The organism is Edaphocola flava (genome assembly GCF_004118155.1).
Classification (GTDB): domain Bacteria; phylum Bacteroidota; class Bacteroidia; order Chitinophagales; family Chitinophagaceae; genus Edaphocola; species Edaphocola flava.
Genome location: NZ_SAIQ01000002.1, coordinates 206,762 through 224,301 on the forward strand (window position 1 = coordinate 206,762; position 17,540 = coordinate 224,301).

Genomic DNA, 17,540 nt, shown 5'->3' on the forward strand with positions numbered 1-17,540 from the left:
TATGGCCGGTGCTTTTTATGTCTGAATACTGAATTTAATTACCTTTGCATTCTTATGAACCTGCAAACATTGCAAGGCTTATATCATTCCGATATCCGCTTGAAAGAATTAGCGGCAGCCCTTAGTTTATCCCAACCCAAAGATTTTATCCTTAAAAATGTCAAGGCCAATGCGGTGTCTTTTATAGCGGAAGCGGTCTGGCAGCAGTCTGATGTGAATCATGTATTCGTTTTGGACGATAAGGATGAAGCTGCATATTTTCACAACGACTTCGAACACCTGAGCGGAGCCCTGGATGTATTTTTCTTCCCGGATTCTTATAAAAAGACAGGGGTCTACACCGCAGCGAACAGCAGTCATATAATGCTGCGTACCGAAGCGCTGAATAAGTGGAGCGGTACATCGGTACATAAAAAAGTACTGGTTACCTATCCCGATGCCCTGTTCGAAAAAGTGGTACAGGCAAAAAGCCTGAGTAAAAATGTGATCCAGATAGTGGTCAATCATACCCTCGATGTAAAGAGCCTGCTCGAACGCCTGACAGGATTGGGCTTCCGGCATGAAGACTTTGTGTACGAGCCGGGACAGTTCTCTATACGTGGTGGTATCCTTGATATTTACTCTTTCGGTAATGAGCATCCATATCGCATAGAGTTGTTTGGAAATGAAGTAGACAGCATCCGTTTGTTCAACCCGGAAACACAGTTATCTGAACGAAAACTGCTACAGGTGTCCATCCTGCCAAATATTGAGACCAGCTTTGAAACAGGAGAGAAGGTTTCCTTCCTTGATTTTGTGCCGGCTAATACGGTCTTCTGGTTTAAGGATCAGCAGTTGCTGGAAGATAAACTTGCCTATTTCCAGGTAAAGCTGGAAGAGCAGCTGAGCCAGGCCGGAGGTGATGGCATGAAGGTGCATCATGATGATGAAGAAGAGACCAGAACAGTGACCACGGATGATTTTGAAGATGCCGGCTACTGGGCTGAAAAATTAAAGCAGTTCCATCATATACATATGAATAAACCTGCACCTGCAGGTGGTATTGCTATTGACTTTAATACAGAACCACAACCAACATTCAATCGTAATTTCGATTTACTGACCAGCAACCTGAAAAAGTGGACTGCTGATAAATATACCGCATACATATTTGCTGAGAATGCAAAACAATTAGAGCGCTTAAGGGTTATATTCGAAGATACCAATGCCGAGATCAGCTTTGTGCCGATTCCGGTATCTATAAGTAACGGATTCATCGATCATGACCATAAGATACTGGTCTATACCGATCATCAGATCTTCCAGCGTTTTCATAAATACAAGATCAAACAGGCCTACAGCAAAGGAAAGGCCATTACCATCAAATCCTTAAGGGAACTGCAACCCGGCGATTATGTAAGCCATATTGATTATGGAGTAGGGGTGTACAGTGGTTTACAGAAAATTGACGTAAACGGTGCCGCACAGGAAGCCGTCAGAATTATATATAAGGACAATGATGTCCTGTATGTAAGCATAAATGCCTTACATAAAATATCCAAATACTCAGGTAAGGAAGGTACGAAGCCTAAGGTGCATAAACTGGGTAGTGATGCCTGGGAGCGCCTGAAAAACAAAACCAAGAAACAGGTTAAAGATATTGCAGCTGATCTGATCAGGCTGTATGCCAAACGTAAAGCGGCAGAAGGTTTTGCCTTCAGTCCGGATAGCTATTTGCAGACAGAGCTCGAAGCCTCATTCTTCTATGAAGATACACCAGATCAGTCCAAGGCTACTGCAGATGTGAAGCGTGATATGGAAGCGCCTAATCCTATGGACCGCCTGGTCTGTGGAGATGTGGGCTTTGGTAAAACCGAAGTAGCCGTTCGTTCTGCATTCAAGGCCGTAGCCGATAGCAAACAGGTGGCTGTATTGGTTCCTACTACCATTCTCGCTTACCAGCATTATCAGACGTTTAAAGATCGCCTGAAAGAATTTCCTTGTACCGTAGATTACCTGAACCGTTTCAAATCGGCTAAGGAGAAAAAAGATACACTGCAAAGGTTAGAAGAAGGTAAGATAGATATCCTGATCGGTACGCATGCCTTGCTCAGCAAAGACGTCAAGTTCAAAGACCTGGGTCTGTTTATTGTAGATGAAGAGCAGAAGTTTGGTGTAGCCGCAAAGGAAAAATTAAGAGAGCGTAAACTAAATGTAGATACACTGACCCTTACCGCAACACCTATTCCGCGCACACTGCAGTTCTCCCTGATGAGTGCCCGTGACCTGAGTATCATGAATACTCCTCCGCCAAATCGCCAGCCGGTACACACCGAACTGATCGGTTTTGATGAAGAGTTTATCCGTGATGCTGTCTATTATGAAACCGAAAGAGGCGGCCAGGTATACTTCATCCATAATCGGGTACAAAGCTTGCCGGCTATGGCAGAAAAATTGAAAGCACTGTGTCCTGATCTGGAGATTGCCGTAGCACACGGACAGATGGAAGGTGCAAAACTGGAGAAAACCCTGCTGGACTTTATCAACTATAAATATGATGTGATCTGCTGCAGTAATATTGTGGAGAGTGGAGTAGACATCAGCAATGCGAATACCATTATTATCAATAATGCACATCAATTCGGATTGAGTGACCTGCACCAGCTGAGAGGTCGTGTAGGTAGAAGCAATAAAAAGGCATTCTGTTATCTCGTAGCACCGTCCTTGCTGACGTTACCGGATGACAGCCGCAGAAGATTGCAGATACTGGAGCAGTTCAACGAACTGGGTAGTGGTTTCCAGATTGCCATGCGTGACCTGGATATCCGCGGCGCCGGTAATATACTGGGTGGTGAGCAGAGTGGATTTATTGCTGATATAGGCTTTGAAATGTACCAGAAGATCCTGGCAGAAGCTATACAGGAACTGAAATCCAGCGACTTTAAAGATGTATTTGCAGCCGAGCTGGATCGTAAGAAAGAGTTCGTGACAGACTGTACGATTGATACTGATCTGGAGATCCTTATTCCGGAAGAGTATGTGTCCAGCATTACTGAGCGCCTCTCTTTATATACGCAATTAGATGATCTGGATACAGAAGAAGACCTGACTGCTTTTGCCGATATGCTGACCGACCGTTTTGGTCCGATGCCACAGCAGGTACAGGATCTGTTTACGGTTGTACGTTGCCGCAAAATGGCTAAAGAACTGGGCTTTGAGAAGCTGATTATTAAAAATAAAGTGATGCGTCTGTATTTTATCAACAATCCGGATTCTCCTTATTATGAGAGTGAAACCTTCCGTAAAATTATGGATTATATACAGATCGGAACCAACCAGGCAAAGATGAAACAAATGGGAACCGTTTTCCTTTTAGTAGTAAACAATATCCGCAATATGAGCGATGTGAAATTCTTCCTGGAAGGTGCTCAACTATAACACGAGTATGTTCCAACTATAAACAACGAAGCATCCCATTGGGATGCTTCGTTGTTTTATCTTTTAGATATGCGCAAATGCTGCGGAGACAATATTTTTGAATTATCCTTTAATAAACTTTACCGTTCCGGAATAGTTCTCCAGGTTCACAGTTAGTATATAGGAGCCTGCAGGGAGACCTGCAATATCGATTCTGTTCTGATGCAGGTTAACGAAACGCTTGATCAGTCTTCCTTCAATACTGCTGATAGAGACCTGCGCATGACGAAGATCTTTGTCTGAAGAAAGTGCCAGATAATCAGAAGCAGGGTTAGGATAGATCGTAACCTGTAGCGGTGTTATAACCTTCTTTATATTATTGGGCGGAGTAGTATCTGTAACAAAAGCATAGTAAATTTTGGTCCGGTAATCTGTATTGGTATAAGGAGGTTGATTGTCAAAGTTATTATGGATCATGCACACTATATCACTATCCTGATCCCGTTCTATTGTGATCTGCCATATATTCAATGTATCATTGGTCGTCAGATTTACTTCCTTTCGGGTTGTCTGCATTAATAAATTATTGACATACTCATTCTGGTATACCCTGAACCAGTGCATTGTAGCGTCGATTTCTTCAGATACATTATTGCCGGAATAGCTGTATTGTTTGTAACTGTCAAATGTCAGCGGACTACCCGGATAGGCTTTTTGCTTTATTACTTTTGATACCTGGTCGTTGAGATTGTATTGGTAAGAAAATTCCTCCTGGTAATTATTGTGCCGGGTTAAGGTGGTTTTACTAAGCTTACCCGCAATGTAGACATAATTTATCTCCTCCAACTGGAACCAGCTATTTTGATTTTCGTAACTAAACTTTTTATGGGTAAGTAATTGATCATTGTTATATGCCCAGGTCTCCTTTTCATAATACTGCGGCGGTGCGAGCGGGTTATTAATATCCCATTTTCTACTGACCATTTGGGTAATGTGCCCGAGATTGTCGTAAGTGTAAGTATAGTCGAACCGTGGTATAATATCGTAGCTTATGGGATATAGATCATAATCTACATCACTCACTGTACGTAACGTAGTTTTTCCCTCGGCATTCAGTACAAAATCGATATGCTCTTTTTTGTCAACCGTCTGTGTAGAAAAATCATAATCTCCACCAAACGTTTGTACGTTGCCGGGACTGAATTTATTAATATACCCGTAATCCTTTCCAATGAACTTGTTATATAGCCACAGGCTATCCAGTGAAAAGAGCAGGGCGGGGGTTTCCTTAATGTAAAGATTTACATAGTCCAGTAAATATCCTTCATATTCACTGGCCCGTCCTTCTGAAATAGGGCCTGTCAACATTAGTTTTGCCGGATCAGGCATGGTATAACCGTTTCGGTTATAGATGCGGGTAGAATCCAGGTATTCCCAGGACGTATCGTTAGCGATAATGCCTTGTGCAAAACTAAATGCCTGTATCTTTTTGGTCTGTGCATGCGCATATCGGGTACACATAGCCATCATCAAAGTCGTAAAAAGCAATAAGCGGTACATCATAGAAATTTGATTATATGAAAATAATTAATTCAAAGAAGGGAAAAGTTGCAGCCCGCTTTCCTTGCCGAATGTCACCTCAACTTTCTTCTGCATCGGCTGGTAATACTGTTTCAGGATAGTAATGATTTTTGCTTTGGCCTGTTCTGTATTCTTGGAGCTTTGCTCCATCTGTCTGCGGGTCTGTTCGTACAGTTTTTTCTGTACCTGGTTATAAGCCGCATTGCTTTCCGATTGCATCCAGCCCAGTTTACTGCTATTGCTCGCTTTGTCCAGGCGCATTTCAAAACTCAGTAATTGTGGTTCCGGAAGGTAGATGTGAATGATGTCTTCCTCCTGTACAATCCGCAGATCATTGGAATCGGTGCGTACACCATATTTAGCAATATATGGAATGCTGATCTGTATCGTGTTCTCTACAAACAATTTTCTTAAAGCATCCGACCAGCTACCGTCATTGCTTACATTACTTTCCGTAATAGAGGCATTGCCCTGCACCTCCAGACTGGAGAGCTCAGCAATCTGTTTGATCAGCACTTCGTTTGTGGCGATCTGTGTGATCTGTGTCGTACCTTTTTGCTTCCCTATATAATAAGCAGCAAAGCCGATTCCGGCAATCAGGACCAGGATCACTAATAGATGTCGCAGTTTCATGCCCTGTTTATTTAAAATTTAAAATGGGTGTTGCGCGCCGCAGGCGCGCAACACCCATGAATATGAATGCAATTATATACCTTTAAATTCCGGCTTACGCTTTTCCAGAAATGCCTGGATGCCCTCATCGAAATCTTCAGTTTCGCCACAGGCAGCCTGGTATTCTTCCTCCACAGCCAGTTGCTGTGCCAGGTTATTGGTTACCGTTTTATTCAGTGCCAGTTTTGTATAAGCAAATGCTTTAGTCGGCATTTTAGCCAGGTGCAATGCAATCTTCTTACTCTCTTCCACAAAGGTTTCAGCAGAGAAATATTTATAGATCATGCCCAGTCGTTCTGCTTCTTTCGCGTCGATATTATCCGCCATCATCATCAGCGCAGATGCTTTCTGGAAGCCAATCAGGCGTGGCAGGAAGAAAGTTCCGCCACAATCAGGAATCAGCCCAATCTTGCTGAATGCCTGAATAAATGTAGCCTGTTCTGTAGCCACAACGATATCACAACACAGCGCTATATTGGCACCGGCACCGGCAGCAACACCATTAACAGCACATACTACAGGCTTTTCAATGTTGCGGATGCGTTCGATAATAGGATTATAATGTCCGTGTACAATACTTCTCAGCGTTGGTCCGTCTGGATCTACAGCTTCGCCCAGGTCCTGTCCTGCACAAAATGCTTTTCCCTCAGCAGTCAGGTATACCGCTCTCACCTCATCATCACGCATACACTCATCCAGCGCCTGCTGCAGTGCAAGGGCCATCTCTCTGTTGAAGCTATTGAATTTTTCGGGTCTGTTCAGGGTAATGAAAGCAACATTGTCGCTCACTGTTTTCAGTATGAAACTCATAATATGATTAGTTGTTTTCCCAAAGATAAAGCATATGTTACAATTACTGTAACGCTAAACATCAATGATTCAGAATTATTAACTTTGAACGGAAACAACCGGAAACCCATATGAAACTGAATCAGAAGGAGGCCTCCCTGCTGGATCGCGCTATTGAAAAATGGGAGGAGGAGGACCTGATCGACGGCCCTACTGCTCAGAAACTAAAGGCATCTTATGAATCAAATGCAGGTGATTATAAAGCACTGACTTTTTATGCTTTTATCGCCGCGGTGTCCTGCGCCTTACTGGCCTTTGGGGCGCTGGTATTGGATGAGAAATGGATTGAGCGCATGAGGCGCTATTTCGCATTCTCTGAAATTACGATCGGGCTTATCTTTGCAGGTTGTACAGCCGTGCTGGCCTGGTATATCTGTAAACGGAAGCGAAAATTTATACAGGCTGTGTGGGCCAATGAATCCCTGAGTATACTATTGGGCCTGAGTGCCTGCGTCTCCGTTGCCTATTTCGGCAAAGGATTGTCGGTGAACAGTGACCAGTATTATTGGCTTATCTTTGCCGTGGCTATTGCTTTGGGAGGTCTGGCCTATGTGGTCAAATCGCGGATGTTATGGGGTGCTATGATGCTTACCCTGGGAGGCTGGTGGGCCGCCTATACAGATGCAGCGGCACATCATGGTCCTTATTTTTTAGGAATGAATATGCCCTTGCGCTTAACCTTGTTTGGATTAGCTGCAATAGTATTTTCCTGGCTGGTACAAAGGGTTAAAGCCCTTTCCGAATTTGGGATAGTCAGTTTTTTTATGGGCTGGATATTGTTCCTGGTTGCAGCATGGGGATTATCTATTTCAGGAAATTATTCATTCCAGGAGTGGACCGCTTTCCGGCAAAGTAAAGTACTGGTATGGGCTGTAGCTTATACACTGCTGCTGGCAGGTATCCTGGTATATGCCATCAAGCGAAAGGACAATGCTTTGCGGGATACGGCTCTGTTGTTCCTGTTGCTCAACCTGTACACCCGGTATTTTGAATACTTTTGGGATGTGACCAATAAAGGTATTTTCTTTACCATACTGGCCTTGTCTTTCTGGCTGATCGGTAAAAAACTGGAGCAGTACCGCAGAAAGAATGCCCATGATCAATTAAAAGCTTAAATCGAAGATGTCGACAGATATAAATATACTTAAAGTAGCACAAGATACTATTGCCAATGAAATAGAAGCCTTGCAGAAAATGCAGGCAGCTATTGCTGCAGATTTTGAAGCAGTTGTTCGCCTGATGGCTGCCTGTACCGGCAGAATAGTGATCAGCGGGATCGGTAAGAGTGCCGTGATTGCACAGAAAATAGTGGCGACCATGAATTCAACCGGTACACCGGCCTTGTTTATGCATGCAGCAGATGCTATTCATGGCGATCTGGGCATGATACAACAGGATGATGTTGTCGTGCTGATCTCTAAAAGCGGCGAAAGCCCGGAGATTAAAGCCCTGATTCCTTTCATCCGCAACTTTGGAAACAAGATTGTTGCCATCTGTGGAAAGGTTTCCTCTTATCTTGCTACCCAGGCCGATTATTTACTGGATACTACCATTGACCAGGAAGCCTGCCCCAATAACCTGGCACCGACAACCAGTACAACGGCACAACTGGTTATGGGAGATGCGCTGGCTGTATGTTTGTTGCAGCTCAAAGGCTTTACTGCCCGTGATTTTGCCAAATACCATCCTGGTGGCGCACTGGGTAAAAGACTGTACCTGCGCGTGTCCGATCTGAGTGCACAGAACCCGCGTCCGGCTGTAGCCGCAGACGCGAATATCAAGGAAGTGATTGTATCAATTTCTGCAAACCGCCTCGGGGCAACGGCAGTTTTGCAGGGAACACAATTGTTGGGGGTCATCACTGACGGAGATCTGCGCCGTATGCTAGAGCAGCATATGGACCTGAGCAATCTAAAGGCCCTGGATATCTGTACTAAAAATCCTAAGACAATTGCTGAAGAAGAAATGGCCGTGGCTGCAATGGAACTGTTGCGCCAATATAATATCACACAATTGCTCGTTACGAAAGACGGTGCTTATGCCGGTATGGTGCACCTGCACGACCTGGTCAAAGAAGGACTGATATAAGATTACGATTATCATAAAATCAAAGGCGGGGCAATGAGTTACTCATTGCCCCGCCTTCTTTACAGAAGCCAGTATCAACAATCCCTTTTATTTTGTGGCTTCTATTAATTTAACCAATTCTGTTTCTTCTTTATTATCCTTGTCAATGGCTTCTTTTGCAAATGAAGCAATATGGTTTAATGATTTGTCCGGAACCAATTTAGAGTCTCTTAGCTGCAATCCAAACCAGGCAACACTTGCAGCCAGTCTGAAATCTTTGGACATCAATTTTGCCGGAGTCAGGTTGTTTGGAATCAGCTGGGTCATTAATTTGCTGGTATCTTCATTCGGCTCTTTATACCTGAATTGCACGCGGGCCAGTTCATTTGATTGAGTGAGGGTGCTGTCTGCAACAGCGGTTGTATACCTGCGGGCTATCCCCTCAACTGCATAAGGACTGGAAACGCCTTTGGGAATAATCTCATATAAAGCCGTAACGGTGTGTCCACTGCCCAACTCTCCCGCATCTATAGCATCATTAGCAAAATCTTCTGCATTCAGTTTACGGTTCTCATAACCGATCAGGCGATAAGACTGTACCAGAGCAGGATTAAATTCAATCTGTATTTTTACATCCTTTGCTATGGCAAACATCGTAGCACCAAATTCTTTCTGTAAGGTCTTCTGTGCCTCTGCCAGATTATCGATATAAGCATAGTTGCCATTCCCTTTATCCGCCAGGAGCTCCATTTTACTGTCTTTATAATTACCCATTCCGAATCCCAGGCAGGTAAGGAAGATATTGTCTTTTCTTTTCTCCTCGATCAGCTCCTGCATACTGCGATCGCTTGAGGCGCCTACATTGAAATCTCCGTCTGTAGCCAGTATAATGCGGTTATTGCCATTGGGGATAAAATTTTCCTTAGCCACCTTGTATGCCAGTTCTATACCCGCGCCTCCGGCTGTGCTGCCACCTGCATTCAGACGGTTAATCGCATCCATAATTTTCTCTTTCTGATCACCACTGGTGGAGGGCAATACCAGACCAGCCGCACCCGCATATACTACAATCGCGACATGATCTTCTTTACGCAGCTGGCGTGTCAGCAGTTCCATAGACTTTTGTACATAGGGCAGCTTATTGTGATCACTCATAGATCCGGATACATCGATCAGGAATACAAGATTGCTTGGCGGTATCTGATCCTGTGGAATAATGCGGCCCTGTAAACCGATCTTCAATAATCGGTGCTGCGGATTCCAGGGGGCATCGCTGTATTCCGTATTAATGGAAAACGGCTTGCCTGCTTGTGGCTGCGGATACTTATAAGCAAAGTAATTGATCATCTCTTCAATGCGTACCGCATCTTTAGGCACTTTCGTGCCACTATTAATAAATCGGCGGATATTGGCATAAGAGGCCTTGTCTACATCGATAGAAAATGTCGACAGCGGTTGATTCAGCGGACTTTCAAACTTATTCTCTTCAAACAGCTCATACGCTTCCTCATTGCTGGTTTGCTCCTTTTTATCAGTTTGCTCTTCGGTTTTTGCAGGCTGTTTTTGCTCTGTTGATGCTTCAGTTTTCTTACGTTTACTTTTACGTTTGAAGATATTGTCAAAAAGATTGCCCTCTTCTATTACTTCTTCTTCACCTCTTTTAGTGGTAACCAGGATGACGCCATTGGCTGCACGGGCACCATACACGGCTTTAGAAGTTGCATCCTTTAAGATAACAATGTCTTTTATGTCTGCAGGGTTAATGCTGTTTAATCCGCCGGAATATGGAGCACCATCCAGTACGATCAGGGGAGCACTGCTGCTACTTATAGAGCCCATGCCGCGCACCATAATGTCCGGATTGGAACCCGGCTGTCCGCCACCTTTAGTTACCATTATGCCAGGTGCTGCTCCGTCTAAGGCAGCTGCTACACTGGTTACGGGCCTTTTGGCAATTTCCTTTGCGGTAACGGTACTGACTGCACCGACATAGGATCTGGAATCAAGCTTTGCACCATAAACAGTCACTTCATCAACTTTTGTACTATTATAGCCCACTGTAATCCATTTTGACTGTAATCGCTTTAAAGAAACTTCTTGCGTTTCCGCTCCGAATGTCTTCACGATCAGGATGGCATTACTGTCCGGAACCTGTATACTAAAGTTTCCATTATCATCACTGATTACCGATTCTGAGGTCCCTTTTAATTGTACCACTGCGCCGGATATGGCTTCCATATCCTTATCAATAACCATACTGTTAAACAGGAAGGCTTTATTGGATGCAGGGTTGGCGGCAATAGCACTATTTGCCTGTTCCGACTGCGCAAGAGTCCTGTGCTTTACGGAGGTTGCAGCTACATGCTGATCTGTATTTTCTTTAGGCGTTTCATTGTTGTATTGCTTAACCGGTGCCTTAGGTGCCACCGCAATTATGGCCGTCTTAGAAGACTTGATCACAGTCTTGTTACTATCTGCATCTGTTACCGGTATTTCAGTTGCTTGCTGCTGTGCTGTATGCTGCGCCACTTCTGTTGCCGGTGTCGTATTTTCATCACGACTCAGCTGCCATACAATACCAGATCCTACCAGCAATACAACCGAGGCTGCCATATATTTTACCCAGGGCACAAATGCACGGCGTTTTTCCGGTTCCTCATCCAGGCGTGATTCTATACGCTCCCAGAGCTGCTCTTTGAAGGGTACTTCCTCTTCCCCGTCTGCAGCCGCTTTGAACTCATCAAATATGTTATTTTGCAATTCCATTTTTAGTAGCATTTTGATAGTAATGAACATTTACTAATTGTTGCAGTTTGTTTTTGGCAACATTCAGCTGTGATTTTGAGGTCCCTTCTGAGATCTGTAGCATGGCTGCAATTTCTTTGTGCGAAAAACCTTCTATCGCAAAAAGGTTGAATACAGAACGGCAGCCATCCGGCAGGTGCTGTAGCAGCTGTAGCAGATCCCTGTGCTCGATCGGATGATCCGGCGCACGGTCATAAACCGGTTCCTGTTTGACATCATCCAGGGTGAGGTTGAAGTTGGTCTGCTTACGCAATACCTGCAGGCATTGATTGGCAGCGATTCTTCTGGCCCAGGAGACAATAGCAGCAGCTTCTCTTAACGTATGGATTTTGGTAAAGATGGCGACGAATACTTCTGTGAGTACATCTTCAATGTCGGCATCTTGTTTTAAGTATCGTTTGCAGGTGCTGTATAGCTTGGGCGAGAGGTAATCGTACAAGCCTCGCTGGGCTTGCCGGTTGCCTTGCTTACATTCGTTTATCAGGGATTCGTTGATCACAGTCAGTCGCTTTTGTATTAAGGATGCAATTGCATAACTAAAGGTTGGAATAGTGTAGGAAAAATTTGGTCTAAGATAATATAAAAAGCCTGCATATACTTTTGAGCATATGCAGGCTTACCACCGGGATAAATATATCAGCCGGCTGTACTGTCTTGGGCTAATGGTAATACGCTATTTGGATTTGTCCTTTTTGTTTTTCTTTGTGCGTGGAGGGGCTTCACTTTCTGGACGTGGCTCATATGTCTTTGTGGTGATCACCACTACACCATTAGCACCGCGTGCACCGTAGCGTCCTTTAGACACTACGTCTTTCAAGACCTTTATTTCTTTTACATCATTAGGGTTAATGGTACTGAGCGAGCCGGAGTAGGGGGCACCATCGACTATGATCAGCGGATCAGAACCTCCGTTTAGTGTGCCCAGACCACGGATGACAATGCGCGGATCATTCATTCCTCCGCTCACTTCCACTCCGGGAGCAACACCTTCCATAGCCCCGGCGATATTATTCACAGGGCGTTTACTGATTTCTTCTGAGGTAATGGTGGTATTACCACCGGCATTGCTTACACCTGGCGCAGGTGTAAAAATATCAGCTACTTCTGATACCTGAGGAATAGTAGCAGTGCTGTCTGTACCTTGTGCAAACAGTACACCACCGGAACATAATATGGCGATTGATAACAGGCTTATATATTTCATGTGTTTGAATTTTATTGGGTTATATTTTATGTAAATATATTAAATATGTTTTAAAGGGCGTTTCAGTTGCTGGGCGGTCGGACAGAAAGGTGTTGTGTTGTGAAATAATTTTGATAGAAATGTCATATAAAAAATACCCCGGATCAATGTACGATCCGGGGTAAATATCATTACATAGCTTTTAGCTCCTGCTCCATAGCGAACATCTGGTCTCGAAGACGGGCCGCCTCCATAAAGTCAAGATCTTTAGCTGCTTTCTGCATAGACTTCTTCGTTTGATCGATAGCCTTTTGCAAAGAAGCTTTAGATTTATATTCCACAAATTCTTCAGCGGCAATATCCTGGTTTGGCTCAATCGCTAACGGACTGTCTTCGTCATAGTTTTTGATATCCAGTACCGAGGTCTGCTTCATGATCTGTTCTACCGATTTGCGTACAGTAGTTGGGGTAATACCATGTGCTGTATTATGTTCAATTTGTTTCTCTCTTCTTCGCTGTGTTTCATCGATCGTGCGCTGCATACTGTCCGTAATTTTATCGGCATAGAAAATAACCATACCATCAGCATTACGGGCTGCACGGCCGGCCATCTGGGTCAGCGAGCGTTCATCTCTCAGGAAGCCTTCTTTATCGGCATCGAGGATAGCCACCAGCGTTACTTCGGGCAGATCCAATCCTTCCCGGAGCAGGTTTACACCCACCAGTACATCGATATTGCCCAGGCGCAGATCTCTTAAGATCTCTACGCGTTCCAGCGTATCTACCTCACTGTGTATATAGCGTGAATTGATATTGATGCGTTTCAGATAGGTATCCAGTTCTTCGGCCATACGCTTGGTCAGTGTGGTTACCAGTATGCGCTCATTGCGTTTGGCTCTCTGATCTATTTCATCCAGCAGGTCATCGATCTGGTTCAGACTAGGGCGTATTTCTATCGGAGGGTCCAGTAATCCTGTAGGGCGTACAACCTGCTCTACGACCAGACCTTCTGTTACGTTTAATTCAAAGTTGCCCGGCGTTGCACTGACAAACACCACCTGATTCAACAGGCTTTCAAATTCATGAAAATTCAAAGGGCGGTTATCCAGTGCTGAAGGCAGGCGGAAGCCGAAATCAACCAGGTTCATTTTACGGGAACGGTCACCACCATACATACCGCTGATCTGTGGAATGGTTACGTGGCTCTCATCAATAAACAACAGGAAATCTTTAGGGAAATAATCCAGCAGGCAGAAGGGGCGTGTGCCCGGTCTTCTGCGGTCCAGGAAGCGGGAGTAGTTTTCGATACCACTGCAATAGCCCAGCTCCTGCATCATCTCCAGGTCGTAGTTTACCCTTTCTTTGATCCTTTGCGCTTCGATATGCTTGCCTTCTCTTTTAAAATACTCTACCTGTGCAAACAGTTCATCCTGTATTTCGCGTACAATCTGTCCCATCTGATCTTTTGGTGCGACATAGAGGTTGGCCGGGAAGATGGCCGCAGCCTCAATCTTACTGATACGTTTGCCATTTTCAATATCAAAACTTTCTATCTCTTCGATTTCATCTCCGAAGAAAGTGATGCGATATCCATAATCAACATAGGGCAGATTAATATCTACGGTATCACCCTTAACACGGAAGGTACCCCGTGCAAACTCTCCCTGGGAGCGGTTGTACAGAGAATTGACCAGTGCGTGCAGGAATCCGTTACGGGATACTTCCTGACCCTGCTCAATGCGGATAATCCCATTTTCATATTCAGTAGGGTTACCCATACCATAAATGCAGGATACAGAAGCCACGACCAGTATATCTCTTCGGCCACTTAACAAATCTGTAGTGGTACGCAGACGCAGTTTTTCCAGCTCTTCGTTGATAGCAAGGTCCTTTTCAATATAGGTATCACTTACCGGCATATAAGCTTCCGGTTGGTAATAGTCATAGTAAGAAACGAAATAGTTAACCGCATTGTCCGGAAAGAATTGCTTGAACTCTCCGTATAGCTGGGCCACCAGTGTTTTGTTGTGGGTAAGGATGAGCGTTGGCTTTTGTACATTCTGGATGACATTGGCCATGGTAAATGTTTTACCTGATCCTGTTACCCCCAGCAAGGTTTGAAAAGCATCTCCTTCATTCACGCCAGTGGTCAGCTGTGCTATGGCAGAGGGCTGATCGCCGGCGGGGCTGTATGGTGCCTGTAGATTAAACTTCATAATTGAATTCGTTTTTTACATACTGTATACAAATGATGCGAATGCCGCAAGGTCCGTTGCCAGACGCTCAGGGTACTCCATCATACTCATATGGCCACAGTTACGGTAGAGCTGCACATCATTTCTTTGTGACAGGTAGCACTGCGCGAGGGCCTCTTTCATTGGGGTAGCATTGTCTTCCTCACCAATGATCCACTGCACGGGTATGCGCTTATTAGCTTTAAGCCATTCGGTTTTATCGCTTCGGTCCATGATCGCCTGGTAGAATGCTGCCAGTGCTTCGGGGCTGAGCTGCATACCGTTTTGCCAGATCTCTTCTATGCCTTCCGGATGCGCTACTTTGTAGCTTGCTGCAAACAGGTTTTCAGCCATAGCCTTAATAAATGTCTTTTGTCCGATAGGGCCGCCCAGTATCAGTTTGATTGATTTTCTGCGCGTTTCTTTTTTTTCTTCGCTATCGGCAGAGGCCAGGGAATGCACCAGGGATATAGCTTTTACCCGGTCAGGATATAAAGTCGCCAGTTCCAGGATGGTGTAGCCCCCCATAGAGTGGCCTGCAAAGACAGCCTGATTGATTTGTTCTTTGTCCAGAACTGCAATAAGGGCATCAGCCATTTTGCCTAAAGTAAGCTCAGGCTGGAAGGCACTTTTGCCAGCTCCCGGAAGATCAGGAATGATGAGTTTGTATTGTTGTGACAGGGCAGGAATAATCGTATTCCAGTTGCGGCCGTCATTAGGGAAACCATGAACCAGGACAATCGGCTGACCGGTTCCCGCTACTGTATAATGCAACATGTATGTTTCTGATTATTTTAACTCAAAAATACAATCATTCATCCGATAAATTCCGTTAAAAAAGGCGTTATATTTTACAAATAATGTAGTTTTGAGAAGATATCATACAGGACCTTTTATAAATACAGATCAGATGGAAGCAACAGTTGCGGCACAGGGTAAGATAGGGCAATTGATCACGGAAATGGAAACGGTGATCAGGGGAAAAAGACAGCAGGTAGAACAGGTGATTACTTGTCTGCTGGCAAAGGGTCATATCCTGATGGAAGATAATCCAGGTACCGGTAAAACGGTGCTGGCCAGAACACTGGCTCATGCAATTAGCGGATCGGGGGCGGGAAATGCAGTCTTTAAGCGCATACAGTTTACACCAGACCTCTTGCCTATGGACCTGATCGGTGCGTATATTTTTGATGATCAGCGCAAGGATTTTATTTTTAAAAGAGGACCACTGTTTTGTAATATCCTGCTGGCCGATGAGATCAACCGTGCCTCCCCGAAAGTACAGTCTGCTTTACTGGAAAGTATGGCTGAAGGACAGATCACGATAGGAGAGCAAACGGTAAAGCTGCAACAGCCCTTCTTTACGATTGCTACGCAGAACCCGGTAGAGACAGAGGGTACCTATCCTTTGCCTACGGCACAGCTGGATCGTTTTTTTATGAAAATTTATTTCGGCTATGTTGATGAAAAAACAGAGCTTGAAATATACCAGCAGTACCTGCAGATCAATGATAACCTGAATCAATTGAAACAGATTCTGTCGCTGCAGGATATACTGGACCTGCAACAGGCTGCGGAACAGGTATATATTCATCCTGAGATCGTGCAGTCTGTGGCAAACCTGGTGCGGGCAACGAGAAATCATCCGGATATTAGTCTGGGAGCATCTACCCGTTCTGGTATTACGTTTATTAAATGTCTGAAAGCTTTTGCACTGGTTAAGGGGAGAGATTTTGTTATTGAGGATGATGTGCAGTATATCGCTAACCCGGTACTGGCGCACCGCCTGATCTTCCGTAGTAAAGAGGCCAGAACGCGTGTACTGGAGGAGTTGATTGCGGCTGAGATGCAAAGACTGCAGGCTTTAAAATTATATTAAGCGACATTTACCGAGTAAATAAACCAATCTACCGAAAGAGCCATGGAAGAAGCGTGATGGCAGGCTACTTTTGAATAAAATTTAAAATAGTTTGTTATGAAAAAAATATTCCTCTTCTTCGTTCTGGCTGCAGCACTCGGTACCTTAACAGGTATCTTCAGTTCTTGTAATAATGTTACGATCAGCAAAGACTCTGATCACAATTTCGAAGACAATACACCTGTTGTCGGTGGCACAAAACAATATACATTTAATAACTTCCGTAACATTGAACTGAATGGCTATGCCAAGATTTACCTGAAGCAGGACAGTGTCTTCAGTGTAGTGGCCAAAGGAAGCAATGAAGCGTTGCGTACACTGAAAATCGGTATGGAAAACGGAACCTTGCTGATTGAGCGTACCGGAACCTTCGATATATTTGACGGAGATGAGTCTGAAGAAGTTGCAATCTATATCAGTATGCCTAACCTGGATAAGATTGAAGCGAGCGGTGTAGGGGTAATACAGTCTCAGACTGTGTTTAAACAAACTACGCCACTGGCGATCGATATATCAGGTGCCTGCGATGTGGATATGCATGTAGAGGTACCTTCCTGTACCGTAGAGTCGAGCGGGGTAGGAGCTGTGAAACTGATAGGTGCGGCACCATCGCTGGATATCGACATCAGCGGAGCCGGAAATATAAATGCACTGGAGTGTATCTCTGACTCGGTAAGCGTAGAAACATCAGGTGCAGGAGAAGCGAAAGTGTATGCTGCAAAATACCTGAATATTGATGCCTCTGGAGCAGGTAATGTACAATACAAGGGTACACCAACTATCGTGAAGGATATCAGCGGGGCAGCAGATATAACTCAGATTAACTAATATAAAT

At 44.6% G+C, this 17,540-nt stretch carries 13 protein-coding genes; 5 read left to right on the forward strand and 8 right to left on the reverse strand.

Annotation, left to right across the window (positions count from 1 at the left end; genetic code table 11):
* Positions 1-54 precede the first annotated feature (54 nt).
* Complete coding sequence (mfd, locus tag EMP01_RS07140) at positions 55-3,417, forward strand: transcription-repair coupling factor (RefSeq protein WP_129020822.1); 3,363 nt, start codon at positions 55-57, stop codon at positions 3,415-3,417.
* A 102-nt stretch (positions 3,418-3,519) separates the two neighbouring features.
* On the opposite strand, the gene EMP01_RS07145 is transcribed toward mfd, so the two are convergent.
* The 3 genes from EMP01_RS07145 to EMP01_RS07155 form a co-directional block, all read right to left on the reverse strand.
* On the reverse strand, positions 3,520-4,959 hold the full coding sequence (locus tag EMP01_RS07145) for a T9SS type A sorting domain-containing protein (protein ID WP_129020823.1): 1,440 nt from the start codon (positions 4,957-4,959) through the stop codon (positions 3,520-3,522).
* A 24-nt stretch (positions 4,960-4,983) separates the two neighbouring features.
* Complete coding sequence (locus EMP01_RS07150) at positions 4,984-5,610, reverse strand: DUF4230 domain-containing protein (protein WP_129020824.1); 627 nt, start codon at positions 5,608-5,610, stop codon at positions 4,984-4,986.
* A 72-nt stretch (positions 5,611-5,682) separates the two neighbouring features.
* Positions 5,683-6,459, reverse strand: coding sequence for an enoyl-CoA hydratase-related protein (locus tag EMP01_RS07155; RefSeq protein WP_202616021.1), 777 nt, complete (start codon positions 6,457-6,459; stop codon positions 5,683-5,685).
* 110 nt (positions 6,460-6,569) lie between these two features.
* Between EMP01_RS07155 and EMP01_RS07160 the strand changes: the two genes are divergently transcribed.
* A complete protein-coding gene (locus EMP01_RS07160) occupies positions 6,570-7,613 on the forward strand; it encodes a hypothetical protein (protein WP_129020826.1) in 1,044 nt (347 codons plus the stop codon).
* Positions 7,614-7,620: 7 nt separating this feature from the next.
* A complete protein-coding gene (locus tag EMP01_RS07165; RefSeq protein ID WP_129020827.1) occupies positions 7,621-8,586 on the forward strand; it encodes a KpsF/GutQ family sugar-phosphate isomerase in 966 nt (321 codons plus the stop codon).
* Positions 8,587-8,673: 87 nt separating this feature from the next.
* On the opposite strand, the gene EMP01_RS07170 is transcribed toward EMP01_RS07165, so the two are convergent.
* The 5 genes from EMP01_RS07170 to EMP01_RS07190 all read right to left on the reverse strand — a co-directional run bounded on the left by EMP01_RS07170 (position 8,674) and on the right by EMP01_RS07190 (position 15,564).
* Positions 8,674-11,331 (reverse strand): VWA domain-containing protein, encoded by a 2,658-nt coding sequence (locus EMP01_RS07170; protein WP_161971249.1) that lies wholly within the window; start codon positions 11,329-11,331, stop codon positions 8,674-8,676.
* Positions 11,315-11,869: an RNA polymerase sigma factor gene (locus tag EMP01_RS07175; RefSeq protein WP_129020829.1), complete on the reverse strand. Its 555-nt coding sequence runs from the start codon at positions 11,867-11,869 to the stop codon at positions 11,315-11,317. Before EMP01_RS07175 ends, EMP01_RS07170 begins: the two co-directional genes overlap by 17 nt.
* A 174-nt stretch (positions 11,870-12,043) precedes the next feature.
* A complete protein-coding gene (locus EMP01_RS07180; protein ID WP_129020830.1) occupies positions 12,044-12,574 on the reverse strand; it encodes a TonB-dependent receptor plug domain-containing protein in 531 nt (176 codons plus the stop codon).
* 170 nt (positions 12,575-12,744) lie between these two features.
* A complete protein-coding gene (uvrB, locus tag EMP01_RS07185) occupies positions 12,745-14,769 on the reverse strand; it encodes an excinuclease ABC subunit UvrB (protein ID WP_129020831.1) in 2,025 nt (674 codons plus the stop codon).
* Positions 14,770-14,784: 15 nt separating this feature from the next.
* Positions 14,785-15,564 carry an alpha/beta fold hydrolase gene (locus EMP01_RS07190; protein WP_129020832.1) on the reverse strand — a complete coding sequence of 260 codons (780 nt, stop codon included), beginning with the start codon at positions 15,562-15,564 and terminating at the stop codon, positions 14,785-14,787.
* A gap of 133 nt (positions 15,565-15,697) precedes the next feature.
* On the opposite strand from EMP01_RS07190, the gene EMP01_RS07195 reads away from it, so the two are divergent.
* Together EMP01_RS07195 and EMP01_RS07200 are read left to right on the forward strand one after the other, a co-directional pair.
* Complete coding sequence (locus EMP01_RS07195) at positions 15,698-16,666, forward strand: AAA family ATPase (RefSeq protein ID WP_129020833.1); 969 nt, start codon at positions 15,698-15,700, stop codon at positions 16,664-16,666.
* Between the two features lie 96 nt (positions 16,667-16,762).
* A complete protein-coding gene (locus tag EMP01_RS07200; RefSeq protein WP_129020834.1) occupies positions 16,763-17,533 on the forward strand; it encodes a head GIN domain-containing protein in 771 nt (256 codons plus the stop codon).
* The last annotated feature ends 7 nt before the right edge of the window (positions 17,534-17,540 follow it).